Annotated in this window: 16 protein-coding genes and 1 tRNA gene; 10 read left to right on the plus strand and 7 right to left on the minus strand. The window is 60.4% G+C overall.

The features are described from left to right. Positions 1 to 3: 3 nt before the first annotated feature. Both AC2S2E_RS13320 and AC2S2E_RS13325 read right to left on the minus strand, forming a co-directional pair. Positions 4 to 672 (minus strand): response regulator transcription factor, encoded by a 669-nt coding sequence (locus AC2S2E_RS13320; protein WP_476103649.1) that lies wholly within the window; start codon positions 670 to 672, stop codon positions 4 to 6. Between the two features lie 81 nt (positions 673 to 753). Continuing rightward, complete coding sequence (locus AC2S2E_RS13325; protein ID WP_476103646.1) at positions 754 to 1,173, minus strand: PepSY domain-containing protein; 420 nt, start codon at positions 1,171 to 1,173, stop codon at positions 754 to 756. Here AC2S2E_RS13325 and AC2S2E_RS13330 point away from each other — a divergent pair. Beyond that, positions 1,172 to 1,900: an SIMPL domain-containing protein gene (locus tag AC2S2E_RS13330; RefSeq protein ID WP_476103644.1), complete on the plus strand. Its 729-nt coding sequence runs from the start codon at positions 1,172 to 1,174 to the stop codon at positions 1,898 to 1,900. The two genes, AC2S2E_RS13325 and AC2S2E_RS13330, sit on opposite strands and share 2 nt — an antisense overlap. Positions 1,901 to 1,943: 43 nt before the next feature. After that, positions 1,944 to 3,737 (plus strand): ABC-F family ATP-binding cassette domain-containing protein, encoded by a 1,794-nt coding sequence (locus AC2S2E_RS13335; protein WP_486522664.1) that lies wholly within the window; start codon positions 1,944 to 1,946, stop codon positions 3,735 to 3,737. A gap of 42 nt (positions 3,738 to 3,779) precedes the next feature. Here AC2S2E_RS13335 and AC2S2E_RS13340 read toward each other — a convergent pair whose 3' ends face one another. Further along, positions 3,780 to 4,253 carry a DUF6456 domain-containing protein gene (locus AC2S2E_RS13340; RefSeq protein WP_486522665.1) on the minus strand — a complete coding sequence of 158 codons (474 nt, stop codon included), beginning with the start codon at positions 4,251 to 4,253 and terminating at the stop codon, positions 3,780 to 3,782. A 107-nt stretch (positions 4,254 to 4,360) separates the two neighbouring features. On the opposite strand from AC2S2E_RS13340, the gene AC2S2E_RS13345 reads away from it, so the two are divergent. Together AC2S2E_RS13345 and AC2S2E_RS13350 are read left to right on the plus strand one after the other, a co-directional pair. After that, entirely contained in the window at positions 4,361 to 4,933 is a 573-nt protein-coding gene (locus AC2S2E_RS13345; RefSeq protein ID WP_476103638.1) for a helix-turn-helix domain-containing protein, read from the plus strand. 10 nt (positions 4,934 to 4,943) lie between these two features. Beyond that, complete coding sequence (locus tag AC2S2E_RS13350; RefSeq protein WP_486522666.1) at positions 4,944 to 6,122, plus strand: glycosyltransferase; 1,179 nt, start codon at positions 4,944 to 4,946, stop codon at positions 6,120 to 6,122. A gap of 93 nt (positions 6,123 to 6,215) precedes the next feature. On the opposite strand, the gene secF is transcribed toward AC2S2E_RS13350, so the two are convergent. From secF to yajC, 3 genes are all read right to left on the minus strand, one after another. Further along, a complete protein-coding gene (secF, locus tag AC2S2E_RS13355) occupies positions 6,216 to 7,172 on the minus strand; it encodes a protein translocase subunit SecF (RefSeq protein WP_476103633.1) in 957 nt (318 codons plus the stop codon). Between the two features lie 15 nt (positions 7,173 to 7,187). Continuing rightward, positions 7,188 to 8,762 (minus strand): protein translocase subunit SecD, encoded by a 1,575-nt coding sequence (secD, locus tag AC2S2E_RS13360; RefSeq protein ID WP_476103631.1) that lies wholly within the window; start codon positions 8,760 to 8,762, stop codon positions 7,188 to 7,190. A 109-nt stretch (positions 8,763 to 8,871) separates the two neighbouring features. Then, the gene (gene yajC, locus AC2S2E_RS13365) at positions 8,872 to 9,207 is read right to left on the minus strand and encodes a preprotein translocase subunit YajC (protein WP_476103628.1); all 336 of its coding nucleotides are present in this window, start codon (positions 9,205 to 9,207) and stop codon (positions 8,872 to 8,874) included. Between the two features lie 288 nt (positions 9,208 to 9,495). Here yajC and AC2S2E_RS13370 point away from each other — a divergent pair. From AC2S2E_RS13370 to accC, 5 genes are all read left to right on the plus strand, one after another. Continuing rightward, positions 9,496 to 9,572: transfer RNA gene (locus AC2S2E_RS13370), tRNA-Pro, on the plus strand. 119 nt (positions 9,573 to 9,691) lie between these two features. Then, positions 9,692 to 10,003 (plus strand): 3TM-type holin, encoded by a 312-nt coding sequence (locus tag AC2S2E_RS13375; RefSeq protein ID WP_476103626.1) that lies wholly within the window; start codon positions 9,692 to 9,694, stop codon positions 10,001 to 10,003. 66 nt (positions 10,004 to 10,069) lie between these two features. Next, positions 10,070 to 10,504 carry a type II 3-dehydroquinate dehydratase gene (gene aroQ, locus AC2S2E_RS13380; protein ID WP_486522667.1) on the plus strand — a complete coding sequence of 145 codons (435 nt, stop codon included), beginning with the start codon at positions 10,070 to 10,072 and terminating at the stop codon, positions 10,502 to 10,504. Between the two features lie 120 nt (positions 10,505 to 10,624). Continuing rightward, positions 10,625 to 11,140 carry an acetyl-CoA carboxylase biotin carboxyl carrier protein gene (accB, locus tag AC2S2E_RS13385; protein WP_486522668.1) on the plus strand — a complete coding sequence of 172 codons (516 nt, stop codon included), beginning with the start codon at positions 10,625 to 10,627 and terminating at the stop codon, positions 11,138 to 11,140. 7 nt (positions 11,141 to 11,147) lie between these two features. Beyond that, a complete protein-coding gene (gene accC / locus AC2S2E_RS13390; protein WP_476103618.1) occupies positions 11,148 to 12,491 on the plus strand; it encodes an acetyl-CoA carboxylase biotin carboxylase subunit in 1,344 nt (447 codons plus the stop codon). 315 nt (positions 12,492 to 12,806) lie between these two features. On the opposite strand, the gene AC2S2E_RS13395 is transcribed toward accC, so the two are convergent. Next, on the minus strand, positions 12,807 to 13,274 hold the full coding sequence (locus AC2S2E_RS13395; RefSeq protein WP_168602778.1) for an Lrp/AsnC family transcriptional regulator: 468 nt from the start codon (positions 13,272 to 13,274) through the stop codon (positions 12,807 to 12,809). 309 nt (positions 13,275 to 13,583) lie between these two features. Between AC2S2E_RS13395 and AC2S2E_RS13400 the strand changes: the two genes are divergently transcribed. Next, on the plus strand, positions 13,584 to 15,314 hold the full coding sequence (locus AC2S2E_RS13400; protein ID WP_486522669.1) for a histidine kinase dimerization/phospho-acceptor domain-containing protein: 1,731 nt from the start codon (positions 13,584 to 13,586) through the stop codon (positions 15,312 to 15,314).

Genomic DNA, 15,314 nt, shown 5'->3' on the forward strand with positions numbered 1-15,314 from the left:
TGCTTAGCCGCGGGCCGGCTCGTCAAGGCTGTAACCCAGACCGCGGATCGTGGTGATCACATCGGCGCCCAGCTTCTTGCGAATACGGGTTACAAACACCTCGATAGTGTTTGAATCGCGGTCGAAATCCTGATCATAAATATGCTCGATCAATTCCGTGCGCGACACCACCTTGCCCTTGTGGTGGAGCAGATAGGACAGCAGCTTATATTCCTGAGCCGTCAGCTTGACCGGCTCCCCGGCCAGCGTAACGCGGCCCGAACGCGTATCGAGGCGCACATCGCCCGCGATCAGTTCGCTGCTGGAATTGCCCGAAGCACGGCGGATCAGCGCACGCAGGCGGGCGATCAATTCCTCGGTCTGGAACGGCTTGGCCAGATAGTCGTCGGCGCCGCCATCCAGCCCGGCCACCTTGTCCGACCACGAATCGCGCGCCGTCAGCACCAGAACGGGGAACTTGCGCCCCTCCTTGCGCCACATGGACAACACGGTCAGACCGTCGATTTCCGGCAGGCCCAGGTCAAGGATCACCGCGTCATAATCTTCGGTACTGCCCAGAAAATGGCCGTCCTCGCCGTCCACCGACAGATCGACGGCATAGCCGTTCTGTTCCAGCGTGGTTTTCAGCTGGCGGCCCAGCGTGGGTTCATCCTCAACGATCAGGATCCGCATCGGCACTTCCTTATTATTAGGTCGGATTAACAGGGGAAATGGGGGCGGGCATAGGCCGCGTCAAGCGCAGGAGCCGAAAGATCAGCGCCGTTGGCGCAGTATTTCCCCGGAACGCGCATCAACATCGACAAACACCACGCGCCCGTCCTTCACGAATTTCAGGCGATAGGCCATGGCCAACGGGTCATATTCAGGCCCCAGATATTGTGCGCCCGCCATAGTGGGCAACACGCGCCCTTCGATCTCGCGCAAGGAACGGACGTTGCCGGCGCGCATCTCGCGCCGCACTTCGCCCTGCGCCTCGCCCGGACCGGCATGGGCGGCGGGGACCGGCGGCAACGCCAGCACCGAGACCATCGCCCAGAGCGCCAGCGGAGCCATCATCAGCAAAGAGGTGAGCCTTGTGAACATGCCGTATGGGTTATCCGTTTGCGATTGAACGCGATGTGAATAGATAACATAGCGATTGTTCAGCGAGGAATGGAAGGTCAGACGCCCCATGAAAAGAGCATTTTTCTTTGCACTTGCCGCTTGGGCATTGCCGCAATCGGCTTTGGCGCAATCGACCATCCCTCCTTTGGTGACCATTGTGCCCAAAGGGCCGGTCGTATCACTGGTTCAGAACGCCAGCGTCGAACAGGCGCCCGATATAGCCAATGTCGATATCGGACTTGTCACCCGCAACCGCGATCGGGCCGCCGCCATAGGGGCCAGCAACGCAGCCATTGCGCGGATCAAAGCCGACCTGATCGCCAAGGGCGTAGCTGCGGCCGACATCACGCCAGGCTATTTTTCCGCGCGTGAGGAATTTGACATGGATGGCACCATCCGTCGGCGAAAAGGCTTTGTCGTGGAATCCAATCTTGCGTTGAAATTACATAAGCTGGCCCTGCTGGGCGATGCCATGGGCGCCGCGATTGGTGCAGGGGCAACCAGTGTTGGCAATCCGGAATTCGATGTTGAAAACAAGGAACCCATTCTTGAAAAGCTCATGGCCGAAGCAACCGCCAAAGCGCGCGCCAAGGCCATGATCCACGCAAGGATCAACAGCTATTCCGGCGCAAAGCTGTTAAGTGTCACCGACAGCGACGGGCGTTCGAGCTTTCAGGCCCGAAAACTTGCCGCTTTCGAGGAGCGGGCGCCCAGTACAGACCTGTCTCCCGACATCACCCCTCGCCCGGTGACCATTTCGGTATCGCTGGCCATGGCCTTTGAACTGACCAACTGATGGACTGCTTGCCATGGGCGATGATGCGCCGTAACGCGCGCCCATGGCAGTTGCACCTATTCTCAGCTGGGAAGGACTGAGCCTGATCCAGGGATCGGGCTGGCTTTTCCGTGATCTCGACATTTTCATCGGCCCGCGTGACCGGCTTGCGCTGATCGGGCGCAACGGGGCGGGCAAAACGACCTTGCTGCGCCTGATCGCGGGGACGCTGGACGCGGATAAGGGCAATCGCTCGATCCAGCCGGGCACCAAGGTTGTCGTGCTGGAACAGGACCCTGATTTCAGCGACTGCCCTCGCCTGCTCGACTATTGCCTCAAGGGCGCAGACGCCCCGCCCCAGCATGAGGTGGAATCCATCGCCAGTCAGCTTGGCATCGACCTGACGCGCGAAGCGGCCAGCGCATCGGGCGGCGAACGCCGCCGCGCCGCCGTCTGCCGCGCCTTGGCCAGCGAGCCGGACCTGCTGCTGCTGGACGAACCGACCAACCATATGGATCTGGCCGCGATTGACTGGCTGGAAAGCTGGTTGCAACGGTTCAATGGCGCGTTTGTGGTTATCAGCCACGACCGCACCTTCCTGACCCGCCTGACCCGTGCGACGCTGTGGCTGGATCGCGGATCTTTGCGCCGGCGTGAGGTCGGCTTTGGCGGCTATGAGGCGTGGGAAGAAGAAGTTTACGCCAATGACGCCCGCGCAGCGGAAAAGCTGGACGCAAAGCTGAAGCTGGAAAACCACTGGCTTTCACGCGGGGTAACGGCCCGACGAAAGCGTAATCAAGGGCGGCTGGAAAAGCTTTATGCCCTGCGTGCGCAGCGCGCCTCGATGCTCAATCCGCAGGGCGCGGCCAAGATGAAGCTGGCCAGCGATGATGTAAAAACCAAATCGGTGATCGTTGCCGAAAACGTGTCCAAAAAGTTCGGCGATCGCACCATCATTCGCGATTTCTCGCTGCGAATTCAGCGCGGCGACCGTATCGGTCTGGTGGGCAGCAATGGCGCGGGCAAGACAACCCTGCTCAAATTGCTGACCGGCGAATTGGAGCCGGACACCGGCACGGTCAAACTGGCCCAGACATTGTCGGGCGTGATGATTGATCAGCAGCGCAGCCTGTTAAGCCCGGAAAAGCGCATCCGCGACGTTCTGGCCGAGGGCGGCGACTGGGTCGATGTGCGCGGCGAGAAAAAGCACGTTCAGGGCTATCTCAAGGACTTCCTGTTCGACCCCGGTCTGATCGAGGCGCGGGTGGGCACTCTTTCGGGCGGCGAACGTTCGCGCCTTTTGCTGGCGCGGGAATTTGCCCGCACGTCCAACCTGCTGGTGTTGGACGAACCGACCAACGATCTTGACCTGGAAACGCTCGACCTGCTTCAGGAAGTGATCGCCGATTATGACGGCACGGTGATGATCGTCAGCCACGACCGCGACTTCCTCGACCGGACCTGTACGGTGACGCTGGGGCTGGACGGTTCGGGGCGCGTGGACATTGTCGCGGGTGGCTATGCCGATTGGGAAAAGCAGCGCCAACAGCGCAATGCCCCTGCGGCCAAGAAGGCCAATGCCGGCGACAAGGCCGACGCCGCGCCCGTCGTCATGCCCACGCGCAGCAAGGTCAAGCTGAGCTATAAGGATCAGCGCGACTATGACCTCCTGCCCGCGCGGATTGAGGCGTTGGATGGAGAGATCGGCAAGCTGGAGGAAGCTCTGGCCGATGGCGACCTTTACACCAAAAATCCGGCGCGGTTTGCGCAATTGACCGCGGCGCTTGATAAGGCCCGCGCCGAAAAGGATGCCGCCGAAGAGCGCTGGCTCGAACTGGCCGAAATGGTCGAGGGGTGATTTCACGCCTCCGGTGGGCGCCCGCCACCGGAGGCGCCCCCATCACGCGATACGATAAAATTCCGCCACCCGGTCCAGCGCCAGTTTCAACACCAGCTTTCCCGAACGCGTGGGCCAATCCAGCGCCTTTTCCGCCACTGGCAAACTGTCGCCAGCGCAAACCACGCGCCACAAAATGTCGGAAAGCCCTTTGCCCGCCGTGCTGATCGCCCCGTCAAAGCGGGCCTTGGCCGCAATCTGGCGCTCTGTCGGGTTGAGGTCGCGATCATGGCGGCTGCCACGCATTACCACCGGTTCCCAACGCATCGACATGTTCGGGGCCATTTGGGCCGCCTCCCAATCGTGGCGCAGCCGTTCACCGGCGTCCAGTTCGCGATCGGTTAAATGCCCTCGCGCATGCAGCCATGTCAGCGGCGATTCGCAAAGGTTTACGGTCACGCCGCGCCCTCCCTTGCGCGGCTTTGATTTTCCCGGGCCTTCAGAGGTTAATTCCCGTTCGACAAGTTGCCGATTCATTGTAGTATCTCCCTAGGTTTATTCCGGCACTTCCTGCGTCAAGTTTGCCAACAACGGCGAGTTGTAGGAAAGGAAAAAACCGGATTGGTTCGAGGGGTCGACTAGTCATGATTAACCGCATACGTGATATTCGCAGACAAAAAGGGATGACGTTGGCCGATGTGGCCGCGCGTTGTTCACCGCCCACCACGGCGCAGACGATTGGCAGGCTGGAAACCGGCACGCGCAATCTCTCGCTCATCTGGATGAACCGAATCGCACTGGCGCTTGAGGTTGACCCGGAATTGCTGGTGCGCGGAGACGCTTCTGAACAGGCCAAAATGGTCGCTCGCCTCACCGATGTCGGGGCCGAGGCTTTGACCACGCCGCGTGATGCCATTCTGCCGACCGAACTGGTTGGTGAAGGTACACAGATGGCCATGTCGGTCGAAACCGGCGCGGGCGATTACCGTAGCGGTGATCAGATCTGGTTACGTCAGATGCAGCCTGAACACTTTTCCAAATTGGTTAACAGGGATGTGCTCGCGCCGCGCCCTGGTGGCCGATTCGTTTTCGGGCGCTTGATCGACCGCGATGAACACCGTATTGCACTGCTGCCCCCCGGAATCGGCCATCGCCAGTTGGTGATCGACAGTCCGCCGTGGCTTGCCGTTGCCGAAATGTTAGTACGAAAGCTGTAATCACCCGCGCATGATGCGCGTACTTTCCATTTCCACGCTGTTTCCGTCACCCGTTCGCGCGGGTTTCGGTAAATTTGTCGCCAACCAAATGGCGGCATTACATGGTCTGGGCGGGGTAGATCTGGTGATGATCAACCCCATCGGCCTTCCACCATTTCCTTTACGTATGCGTCAACCCTATCGGGATTGGTCCGCATGTCCGCCGCAGTCAGAACAGGGCGGGTTGACGGTGCATCATCCCCGTTTCACCCTGATCCCTATGGTGGGTGGCGACAGCAACCCGGCGCGTATCGCGCGGGCGATCATGCCCATGGTCCGGCGCCTTCACGCGGAAAAGCCGTTCGACATCGTCGATGCCCAATTCTTTTTTCCCGACGGACCGGCTGCCGCCATCATTGCGCGTGAATTGGGCGTGCCCCTGACCATCAAGGCTCGAGGCAGCGACATCCATTACTGGAGCGGTCGGACCAAGGCGCTCTCGCAAATGCTGGATGCGGCCGGCTACGCGTCGGCCTTGCTGACGGTTTCGGGCGCATTGGGGCGGGATATGGTCGCCTTGGGCATGGATGAGGCAAAATTGCGCATTCATTACACTGGACTGGATCGCGCGCGCTTTTATCCGCGCACCAGAATCGAGGCGCGACGTGATGCCCTCGACAAGCTGAACCTCGCCCTGCCCGCCGACGCTCCGCTGTTGGTATGTCCGGGCGCGCTCATCGCGATCAAAGGACAGTCCTTGGCGATCGACGCGCTGGCCGATCTTCCCGGCGCTCATCTGGCCCTGGCGGGGACAGGTGCCGACGAAGCCGCCCTGCGCCAACAAGCGCAAGCCTATCCCGGCAGAGTGCATTTCCTTGGTCAGGTCAGCCATGACATCCTGCCTATGTTGATGAGCGCGGCCGACGCCGTCGTTCTGCCTTCTGAGCGTGAGGGCCTTGCCAATGTCTGGGTCGAGGCGATGGCTTGCGGCGCGCCCTTGGTCATCCCCGACATTGGCGGCGCGCGCGAAGTCGTCACCACCCCCAACGCAGGCCGATTGGTGGAACGCACGCCCGCCGCCATCGCGCAAGCTATTGCCGAAATCCTGAACAGCGCCATCCCACAAAAGGACGTGGCCGCCCACGCCGATCGATTCAGTTGGGAAGCCAATGCCAAAGCACTGCGCCAGATCTGGGCCGAAGCCAGTTAGTGGCGAATTTCGATATTGGGAACGACCATAAAAAACCCCGCCCAAGCGCAAGCCTGAGCGGGGTTTTTTATGTTCGGAACGAGATCCTTTGGATCAGGGCGCTTCGTTCTTGCCGCCCTCTCCCGGCACAAAGCTGGTCGGGTTGACTTTCAACCAGATCAGCATCGGCGCCGCCGCATAAATCGACGAATAGGTGCAGACAAAAATGCCGAGAATCAGCGCGGCCGAGAAACCGAAGATCACCTTGGGACCAAGCAGCATCAGCGCAATCAGCGTGATCAGCATCGTGCCCGAAGTCACCACCGTACGCGCCAGCGTTTCGTTCACCGACAGGTCGAGCAATTCCTCCAGCGGCATCTTGCGATACTTCTTCAGGTTTTCGCGGATACGGTCATAGACCACGATCGTATCGTTAAGCGAATAACCGATCACCGTCAGGATCGCCGCCACGATGGTCAGGTCGAACTCCATCTGCGTCACCGCAAACAGGCCCAGCACCAGCGACACGTCATGCACAAGGCTGACCAATGCGCCGACGCCGAATTGCCATTCAAAGCGGTACCAGATGAAGATCGAGATCGCGAGGCTGGCAAAACCCAAAGCCTTGAACGCGGTCCAGCCCAGCTCCTTCGACACCTTGCCTGACACCGAATCGACGCCATCGACGCGCGCATCGGCATGGTTCTGCTTGATGTTGGCGGTGATCTTCTTGGCCATGGCATCGGCCAGAGCCGCGTCCTTGTCCGACCCTTCGGGCAGACGCAGGCGGATAGAGATCTCGTTGGGCTTGCCAAAGGTCTGGATGATCGGTTCACCATATCCCAGCGCCTCGACCTCGCCGCGCAATTGCGCGACCGGGGCCACCGGGCTTTGTGTAAAGGTCACGCGGATCATCTGACCGCCGACAAAGTCCACGCCCATGTTCAGTCCATGGGTGAACATCAAACCCCAGCTTGCCACCATCAGCAGCACGGAGATGATCGTGGTGGGCCACTGCCACTTCAAAAAGTGGAGGTTGGTGTTGTCAGGGACGAGTTTAAGCAAACGCATGGAAATTCACCCCTATCAGATCAGCAGGTCGGACGGGCGCTTGCGGCGCAGCCAGCCCGCCACCCACATGCGGGTGAGGAAAACCGCGGTGAACACCGAGGTCGCGATACCGATCATTAGCACCACGGCAAAACCCTTGATCGGGCCAGACCCGAATTCAAACATCAGCACGGCGGCGATGATATGGGTGATGTTGGCGTCAAAGATCGTGCGACTCGCCTCGGTATAACCCAATTCGACCGATTGAACGACCTTGCGGCCACGGCGACGCTCTTCGCGGATACGTTCATTGATCAGCACGTTGGCATCGACCGCCGCACCGATGGTCAAAACGAAACCGGCAATACCGGGCAACGTCAGCGTGGTGTTGAACACCGCCATGATGCCCAGAATCATCAGCACGTTGATGATGACCGCCAGATTGGCGTAAATGCCGAAACGACCATAGGTGACGGCCATAAACAGCACGACCAGCGTCGTGCCGACCACCATGGCGATCATGCCCTTGTGGATCGAATCGGCGCCAAGGTCAGGCCCAACGGTGCGTTCCTCGACGACCTTCAGATCCACCGGCAACGCACCCGAACGCAGGGCGATGGCCAGTTGGTTCGCGCTCTGGATCGTGAAGCTGCCCGAAATCTGGGCGCTGCCGCCCATGATCGGTTCATTGATGTTGGGGGCCGACAAAACCTTGCCGTCCAGAATGATGGCGAAAGGCTTGCCGACATTCTGGCTGGTCAGGCGAGCGAATTGTTCACCGCCCTGATTGTCAAAGGTGATCGAAACGACAGGCTCATTGTTCTGGCTGAAGCTCTGCGTTGCATTGGTCAGGCGATCGCCCTTGATGCCGCCCAGACGCTTGACCGCAATGGCGCCCTGTCCGTTGGCAAAAGGCACGATTTCATCGCCCGGAGCGACAACGCCGCCGGACATGCCGTTTTCATCGACCAGTTTGAATTCGAGCTTTGCCGTCTGGCCGAGCAATGCCTTCAAGGCCGCCGGATCAGACAGGCCGGGCACTTGCACCACGATACGGTCGGCGCCCTGACGGATGATGGTCGGTTCGCGCGTACCCATGGCGTCGATACGCTTGCGTACGACTTCGGTGGCGGTTTCCATCGCCTTGTCGATGGCGTCGGCAATGCCTTCCTTGGTCGGGGTCAGGACAAAGCGGGTGGTGTCGACCACCTGAATATCCCAATCCCGCGCACCCGAAAGCCCCGCGCCATTGGTCAGCGGCACCAGCACTTCGCGCGCGGCGTCAACCTCGGCGGCGCTGGCCACCATAAAGGAAAGCACGCCGCCCTTGGTCGAAATATCGCCATAATGCACGTTGCCCGCCTTTTTCAGGGCGGCGCGCACTTCTTCTTCCTTGCCTTCAAGGCGCTGCGAAACCACCTGATCGGCGTTGGCTTCGAGCAGAAGATGGCTACCGCCTGCAAGGTCAAGGCCGAGGTTGATCTTGGGATTGGGCAAAGACGCGGGCCAGTTGCCCCCGCCCCATGACACCATAGAAGGCACGGCCGCCGCCACGCAGATCAGCGTGAGCGCCCAGTACCAAAGCTGTTTCCAGCGGGGAAAATCGAGCATGGGTTCTATCCGGCTCTAGAAATGAAAAGCGGCCCATCGTGATCGACGGACCCTGTGGGCGCACATAAGAACGCCCCGCAGCCTGTTCAAGCGCGGGGCGTATATGGCCTTAATCGTTGGCAGGCTTGCCCGCGTTGGGCGAAACCACATCCGAAATCGTCGCCTTGACCGCACGGACGCGGGTGTTGGGAGCGATTTCCAGATCGAGGTAATCATCCTCTACCTTCACAACCTTGGCCAGAAGGCCACCGGCAGTGACGACCATGTCGTTCTTCTTGATGCTTTCCAGCTTCGACTTGTGGCTTTTTTGCTGCTGCATCTGGGGACGCAGGAACAGGAACCACATGACAATGCCCATCAGCACCAGCGGCAGGAATTGCAGCCAAGCGGGCGGCTGGCCACCGGCGGCGGCGGCGGAAAGAATGGAAAGCGTTTGGATCGACACGGGAAAACACCCTTGCGCAGGAATAACAGGAACCGGACCAAGGCCCGAAAAGGCCGAAAATATCCTGCCTTCTCCAGCCTCCCCCGAAGTGCATGAGCGCCTAGCAGCTTATCCGGATCATATCAACGCAACGGGCGCCACGCGCGCGAAGCCCCGAAATGCTTGGGTTCTGATCCTCAAGGCAAAAAAATTGCCAGAAAAATGCAAAAAGGTGATTGCCACGCCGAAAAAGCCCTCCTATAGGCGCGCCTCCGGCAGGGCGACGGCCCTACCGGAAACAACCAAGGTCGGGACGTAGCGCAGCCTGGTAGCGCATCACACTGGGGGTGTGGGGGTCGGAGGTTCGAATCCTCTCGTCCCGACCAATTGGTTTCAAAAAGGCGATTGCCCATGTGGCGGTCGCCTTTTTTGTTGCGTAATTTCCGCAAGATTTTCCTACCATAACCATTTTGGTTATTGCCGATCCCTAACTCAGGAGATCCGCATGAACGAATCGCCAGACCGCAACACCCCGCCCGCTTCAACCGGCCCCATCGTCGCGGAAATCACATCCCCCGACCGTTATGTCAGCCGCGCCCGGCCCAGCTTCCTCTACCTTATGTATGGAATGATCCTGCTCAGCCTGCCGATGGGCCTGTTGTCAGCCATAAGCGCGCCATTGGCGGCGGCCGTCACCAACGGCGTCAAATTATGGCTCAACAGCCTGCCCGACGGGCTCTATGCTTTGTTTGGCACTGGCTATCTGGGTTATACCGCAGCGCGCCAATGGGGCAAAGTGGCCGGGTCTGACCGCTAAACCTTGCCCGCCGCCTCTGGCCTTGTATGACGCCTGCAACGCAAACAGTTTCAGGCAGAATACACCATGGCGACGACCATTTTCGTTCTCAACGGCCCCAACCTCAATCTGCTGGGCACGCGTGAGCCGCAAATCTATGGCTATGATACGCTGGCCGACATCGACGCCGCGTTGATCAAGCAGGGCGCAGAAAAGGGCGTCACCGTGGATTGCCGCCAGTCGAACCATGAAGGTGATCTGGTCGACTGGCTGCATGAAGCGCGTGAAATCGGGGCCAAGGCGGTGCTTCTGAATGCAGGTGCGTATACGCATACGTCCGTCGCGCTGCATGACGCGATCAAGGCCATTCAGTTGCCCGTGATCGAAGTCCACCTGTCCAACCCCCACACGCGCGAGGAATTCCGCCACAAAAGCTATATCGGCATGGCCGCCAAGGGCACCATCGCCGGGTTTGGCGCAAAATCCTACCAGATCGCGCTCGACGCGGCCTTGATCCTGTAATTTCACCCGGAATTTGGCCTTGGCGGGCGCTTGCCACTGGTTAACGCCCGCTTTCCCCTTGCCTGCCAAGGTCGAGAGGGATAGGGGCCATGCCTGATAAACCATCGCCAAGGGGATTTCATGGGCGACAAAACTGAAACGGGCCGCGACATCCAATCCGGCATGAACGTCGATGCTGCGCTTGTGCGCGAGCTGGCGGTTCTGCTGGGCGATACGGGCCTGACCGAAATCGAAGTGGCCGATGGCGGCCGCAAAATCCGCGTGGCGCGCAATATTGCGGTCGCGCCTGCGGCACCGGCCTATGCGCCGGCCATGCCGCTTGCTGCTGCGGCTCCCGTCGCGGCTGCTCCTGCTGCGGCGCCCGCCGCTGCGCCGGTTGCGGCGGCTCCTGCCGTTGTCGAAGGCACGCAGGTCAAATCGCCGATGGTCGGCACGGCCTATCTGGCCCCCGAACCGGGCGCGGCGGACTTCATCACCGTGGGCAAGGCCGTCAAGGCGGGCGAAACGCTGCTGATCGTCGAAGCCATGAAGGTGATGAACCCCATCACGGCCCCCGTCGCGGGCACCGTGAAGGCGATCAACATCGAAAACGGGCAGCCGGTCGAATTTGACCAGCCGCTGGTTGTGATCGGCTGATAGAATTATGGCCATCAAACGCATCCTGATCGCCAATCGCGGCGAAATCGCGCTTCGCATTCATCGCGCGGCGCGTGAAATGGGCATCGAAACGGTGGCTGTGCATTCGACGGCGGATGCCGATGCGATGCATGTGCGGCTGGCCGACCATGCGGTTTGCATCGGCCCGCCCGCGGCCAAGGACAGCTATCTCAACGTGGCGGCCATCATCAGCGCGGCGGAAATCACCGGCGCTGATGCGATCCACCCCGGTTATGGCTTCCTGTCGGAAAACGCCCGCTTTGCCGAAATCGTCGAAGCGCATGGCCTGATCTGGATCGGGCCCAAGCCTGAACATATCCGCACCATGGGCGACAAGGTCGAAGCCAAGCGTACTGCTGGTGCTCTCGGTCTGCCGCTGGTGCCGGGTTCGGACGGCGCGGTTTCGGAAATCGAAGACGCCAAGCGTATCGCCGAAAAAGTTGGCTATCCGGTCATCATCAAGGCGGCCAGTGGCGGCGGCGGGCGCGGCATGAAGGTCTGCACCGGGCCGGATGAACTCGAAACGCTGATGCAGCAGGCTGGCAGCGAGGCCAAGGCTGCCTTTGGCGACGCCACGGTCTATATCGAAAAGTACCTTGGCAACCCGCGCCACATCGAATTTCAGGTGTTTGGCGACGGCAATGGCAATGCCATCCATCTGGGCGAACGCGACTGCTCGCTGCAACGCCGCCACCAGAAGGTGCTGGAAGAAGCGCCCTCGCCGGTCATTACGCCCGAGGAACGCGCGCGCATGGGCGGTATCGTCTCCAAGGCGATGGCCGACATGGGCTATCGCGGGGCCGGTACGATCGAATTCCTTTGGGAAAACGGTGAGTTCTACTTCATCGAGATGAACACCCGTTTGCAGGTGGAACATCCCGTTACCGAAGCGATCACCGGTGTCGATCTTGTCCGTGAACAGATCCGTATCGCCGATGGCCTGCCTTTGTCGGTCAGCCAGGATGAGCTGGAATTCCGTGGCCATGCCATCGAATGCCGCATCAATGCCGAAGATCCCTTCACCTTCGCTCCTTCGCCGGGGCTGGTGGAGAATTTCCACGCGGCGGGCGGCCTGCATGTGCGCGTCGATAGCGGGCTTTACGCCGGTTATCGCATCCCGCCCTACTACGATTCGATGATTGCCAAGCTGATCGTCTATGGCCGCACCCGCGAGGGCGCCATCCTGCGCCTTAAGCGCGCGCTGGAGGAAATGGCGATCACGGGGCCGAAAACGAACATCCCGCTCCATCAGGCTTTGCTGGACGTGGATGATTTCAAGACCGGCAATTACACGATCAAGTGGCTTGAAGAATGGTTAGCTAACCGCTGATATTTTTCACGTTATCGGAAAAAGAGGCCGGTGGGGGAAATATTCTCTTGCCGGTCTTTTTTATGCCTCCGGCGGGCAAAGGGCGGGGCCCTTTGCAATCCCGTTAATGGGGTGGTGCTGAAACATTGGCGTTGTGGTGGTGGCAATATTGGAAAAGCCTGCGGCGCGGTTAGGTCGAGCTAACCGCGCCGCAGGCTTTCAATTTAAAACGATGCGCTATTCAGCTTTTGCCGACCCTTTGGCGCAACATCGACAATATCGGGATTGCAAAGGGCCGCCGCCCTTTGCCCGCCGGAGGCATCCCTCGACTGAAAATCAATCCTCCAACGGCACACCCGGCAAATGCTTCGACGTGCGGATCGTCAGCGAAGTCTTGACGCTGGCCACATTCGGCGCCGGGGTCAGCTTGCTGGTCAGGAATTCTTGAAAGCTTTGAAGATCGCGCGATACGATCTTGAGAATGAAGTCGATTTCGCCATTCAGCATATGACATTCACGCACTTCGGGCAGCCCGCGTACGTGATCCTCGAAACCGCGCAGGGCTTCTTCGGCCTGGCTTTTCAACGACACCATCGCAAAAACCGTGATCGAAAAGCCCAGCTTGGCACCGTCCAGTTCGGCATGATAACCGCGGATCACGCCTTCTTCTTCCAACGCACGGACACGGCGCAAACATGGGGGAGCCGTCAAACCGACGCGCTGGGCCAATTCAACATTGGTAACGCGGCCCTCGTCCTGCAATTCGGCCAGCAAGCGCCGGTCGATCTGATCAAGGTTGGCCATAAGCCCGAAATTTCCCCATTTGCGGCCCGCGTTGTGCGGCGAAACGACCCATCCGATTGAACGGATCACCTTTGTTGAAAGAATCAGCCCATCTGTTGCGGACCATGCTAATATTATTATCTATGGCCGCAATCGTCCCACATTGCAACGCCACCTCGCATCGCTCTTTCACCCGGACGCAGGTGTGATAGGATGAGAATTGAAGTTGTACACAGGTTACATACGCCTTCCTAACCACTCGCTAGGATTTAACCCCGTAATGGCGTTGAAAGGCCATCGGAAACACCGGAATCGCTGATACAAAAACCCATGCGCTATGACGACCGCCTCGCAACCGCTCTTCGCCTGACGCCAGTCGGGCCTGGCGTTGCGCGTATCCAGTTCCGGCAATTGCTGGATCTGCTGGGCACGCTGCCGGTTGAGGAGCAGGGGGAGATGATCGATCTGGCCTATATGCGGCTGGGGGAATTGTCCGGCCGTATCGCGTCGGCGGATCGCGCTGCCATTCTTCGACAGCCAGGTGTGCGCCTGCGCGCGCCGCGCCTTGTCTCAGCCTTGGCGATGGCCGAACCGGTGGTGGCCCATGCGGCGTTGAATGCCGCGCGGTTAAGTGATGAACAGTGGCTTGACCTGATCCCTGCCCTTCCGATTGCCTCGCGCGGGGCGTTGGGGTCGCGACGCGATTTGGGCGCGCCGGTCCGGGCGCTGTTGGCACGTTTGGGGATTGGTGACCGCGCGCTGCCGGGTAATGAACCGGCGGCGGAAACGGTTAAGGCAGCGCCTGCGCCGGTTGAGGAACCGGTTCAGGCAGAAGCCCCGGCCAAGCCGTCGCGCGCGCCCCGTTTTCAATCGCCATCCTCGCCCATGGCCGAAGATACGATCGGCGCATTGGTCCGCCGAATCGAAGCCTTTCGTCAGGCGCGCGAAAACAATATCGCGCCCGAAATCGCCCGCCACGCGGCCCCCAAGAAGTCCAGCGCGAGCCAGGCCATCCAATCCTTCGACTTTGCCAGCGATGGCGAAGGCCGCATTGTCTGGGCCGAGGCGCGCGTCGCGCCTATGGTCGTGGGCTATGGGTTGGGCGGCAATGGGCCGGGCGCGAATGCCGTACGGCTGCATCAACCCTTTCGCGCGGTTCCGATCACCTTGGCCGGGGCGCCCGCCATCGCCGGTAACTGGCAAGTGGACGCCGTGCCCCGGTTCGATCCGTTGGGTGGGCGCTATATCGGTCATCTGGGCCGATTCCGCCGCCCCGCCCCCACCGCTGCCGCGCCCGCAACGCCGCCGGTAAAGGACAGCGAGACGGACCGCCTTCGCCAATTGCTTCATGAATTGCGCACGCCCGTCAATGCGATACAGGGCTTTGCCGAGGTTATTCAGCAACAGTTGTTTGGCCCCACCCCGCATGAATATCGGGCGCTTGCTGCGGTGGTCGCCGCCGACAGCGCGGTAATGCTGGCCGGGTTTGAGGAATTGGACCGCTATGCCCGATTGGACAGCGGCACTTTGTCGCTGGCCAGTGGGGAGTGCGATCTGGCCGCGGCGCTTGATGCGTTGGTTTCGCGCATGGCGGGTGACGCCAATGGGCCGGTGTTTCATTTGCAGGGCCATCATCAGCCCTGCCCTATCGCTCTGGATGGGACGGAGGCAGAACGGCTCTGTTGGCGTCTGCTGGCCACGTTGGCGGGCAATGGTGCGGCCGGAGAAGTTTTGCCGATCACAGTGCATCATGGCGGAACGGTGATGAAGACCCGCTTCACCTTGCCCAAGGTTTTGGCCGGCATGAGCGATGACGCGCTGTTCCACGCCGCCGCGCAATCGGCCGCGCCCCATCCCGGCTCGCATTCCATGGTGGCCAGCATGTTCGGAACGGGCTTTGCCCTGCGGCTGGCCATGGTCGAGGCGCGGGCCGCGGGCGGTCATCTGATGCGTGATGGACAGCAACTTTTGCTTACATTACCAAGCTTGACCGTACAGGCCGTTAACCTTAGCCAAGTATCAGAGGGCGAGCAGGAAGTGTTTGAAACGCCGATGGCTTGA

Source organism: Novosphingobium sp. 550D (genome assembly GCF_057401885.1).

What these genes read in the sequence shown, in the direction of transcription:
- AC2S2E_RS13320 (WP_476103649.1), bottom strand. Translation starts at nt 672, where the DNA reads ATGCGGATCCTGATCGTTGAGGATGAACCCACGCTGGGCCGCCAGCTG.
- AC2S2E_RS13330 (WP_476103644.1), top strand. Translation starts at nt 1,172, where the DNA reads ATGAAAAGAGCATTTTTCTTTGCACTTGCCGCTTGGGCATTGCCGCAA.
- AC2S2E_RS13325 (WP_476103646.1), bottom strand. Translation starts at nt 1,173, where the DNA reads ATGGGGCGTCTGACCTTCCATTCCTCGCTGAACAATCGCTATGTTATC.
- AC2S2E_RS13335 (WP_486522664.1), top strand. Translation starts at nt 1,944, where the DNA reads ATGGCAGTTGCACCTATTCTCAGCTGGGAAGGACTGAGCCTGATCCAG.
- AC2S2E_RS13340 (WP_486522665.1), bottom strand. Translation starts at nt 4,253, where the DNA reads ATGAATCGGCAACTTGTCGAACGGGAATTAACCTCTGAAGGCCCGGGA.
- AC2S2E_RS13345 (WP_476103638.1), top strand. Translation starts at nt 4,361, where the DNA reads ATGATTAACCGCATACGTGATATTCGCAGACAAAAAGGGATGACGTTG.
- AC2S2E_RS13350 (WP_486522666.1), top strand. Translation starts at nt 4,944, where the DNA reads ATGATGCGCGTACTTTCCATTTCCACGCTGTTTCCGTCACCCGTTCGC.
- secF (WP_476103633.1), bottom strand. Translation starts at nt 7,172, where the DNA reads ATGCGTTTGCTTAAACTCGTCCCTGACAACACCAACCTCCACTTTTTG.
- secD (WP_476103631.1), bottom strand. Translation starts at nt 8,762, where the DNA reads ATGCTCGATTTTCCCCGCTGGAAACAGCTTTGGTACTGGGCGCTCACG.
- AC2S2E_RS13375 (WP_476103626.1), top strand. Translation starts at nt 9,692, where the DNA reads ATGAACGAATCGCCAGACCGCAACACCCCGCCCGCTTCAACCGGCCCC.
- aroQ (WP_486522667.1), top strand. Translation starts at nt 10,070, where the DNA reads ATGGCGACGACCATTTTCGTTCTCAACGGCCCCAACCTCAATCTGCTG.
- accB (WP_486522668.1), top strand. Translation starts at nt 10,625, where the DNA reads ATGGGCGACAAAACTGAAACGGGCCGCGACATCCAATCCGGCATGAAC.
- accC (WP_476103618.1), top strand. Translation starts at nt 11,148, where the DNA reads ATGGCCATCAAACGCATCCTGATCGCCAATCGCGGCGAAATCGCGCTT.
- AC2S2E_RS13395 (WP_168602778.1), bottom strand. Translation starts at nt 13,274, where the DNA reads ATGGCCAACCTTGATCAGATCGACCGGCGCTTGCTGGCCGAATTGCAG.
- AC2S2E_RS13400 (WP_486522669.1), top strand. Translation starts at nt 13,584, where the DNA reads ATGCGCTATGACGACCGCCTCGCAACCGCTCTTCGCCTGACGCCAGTC.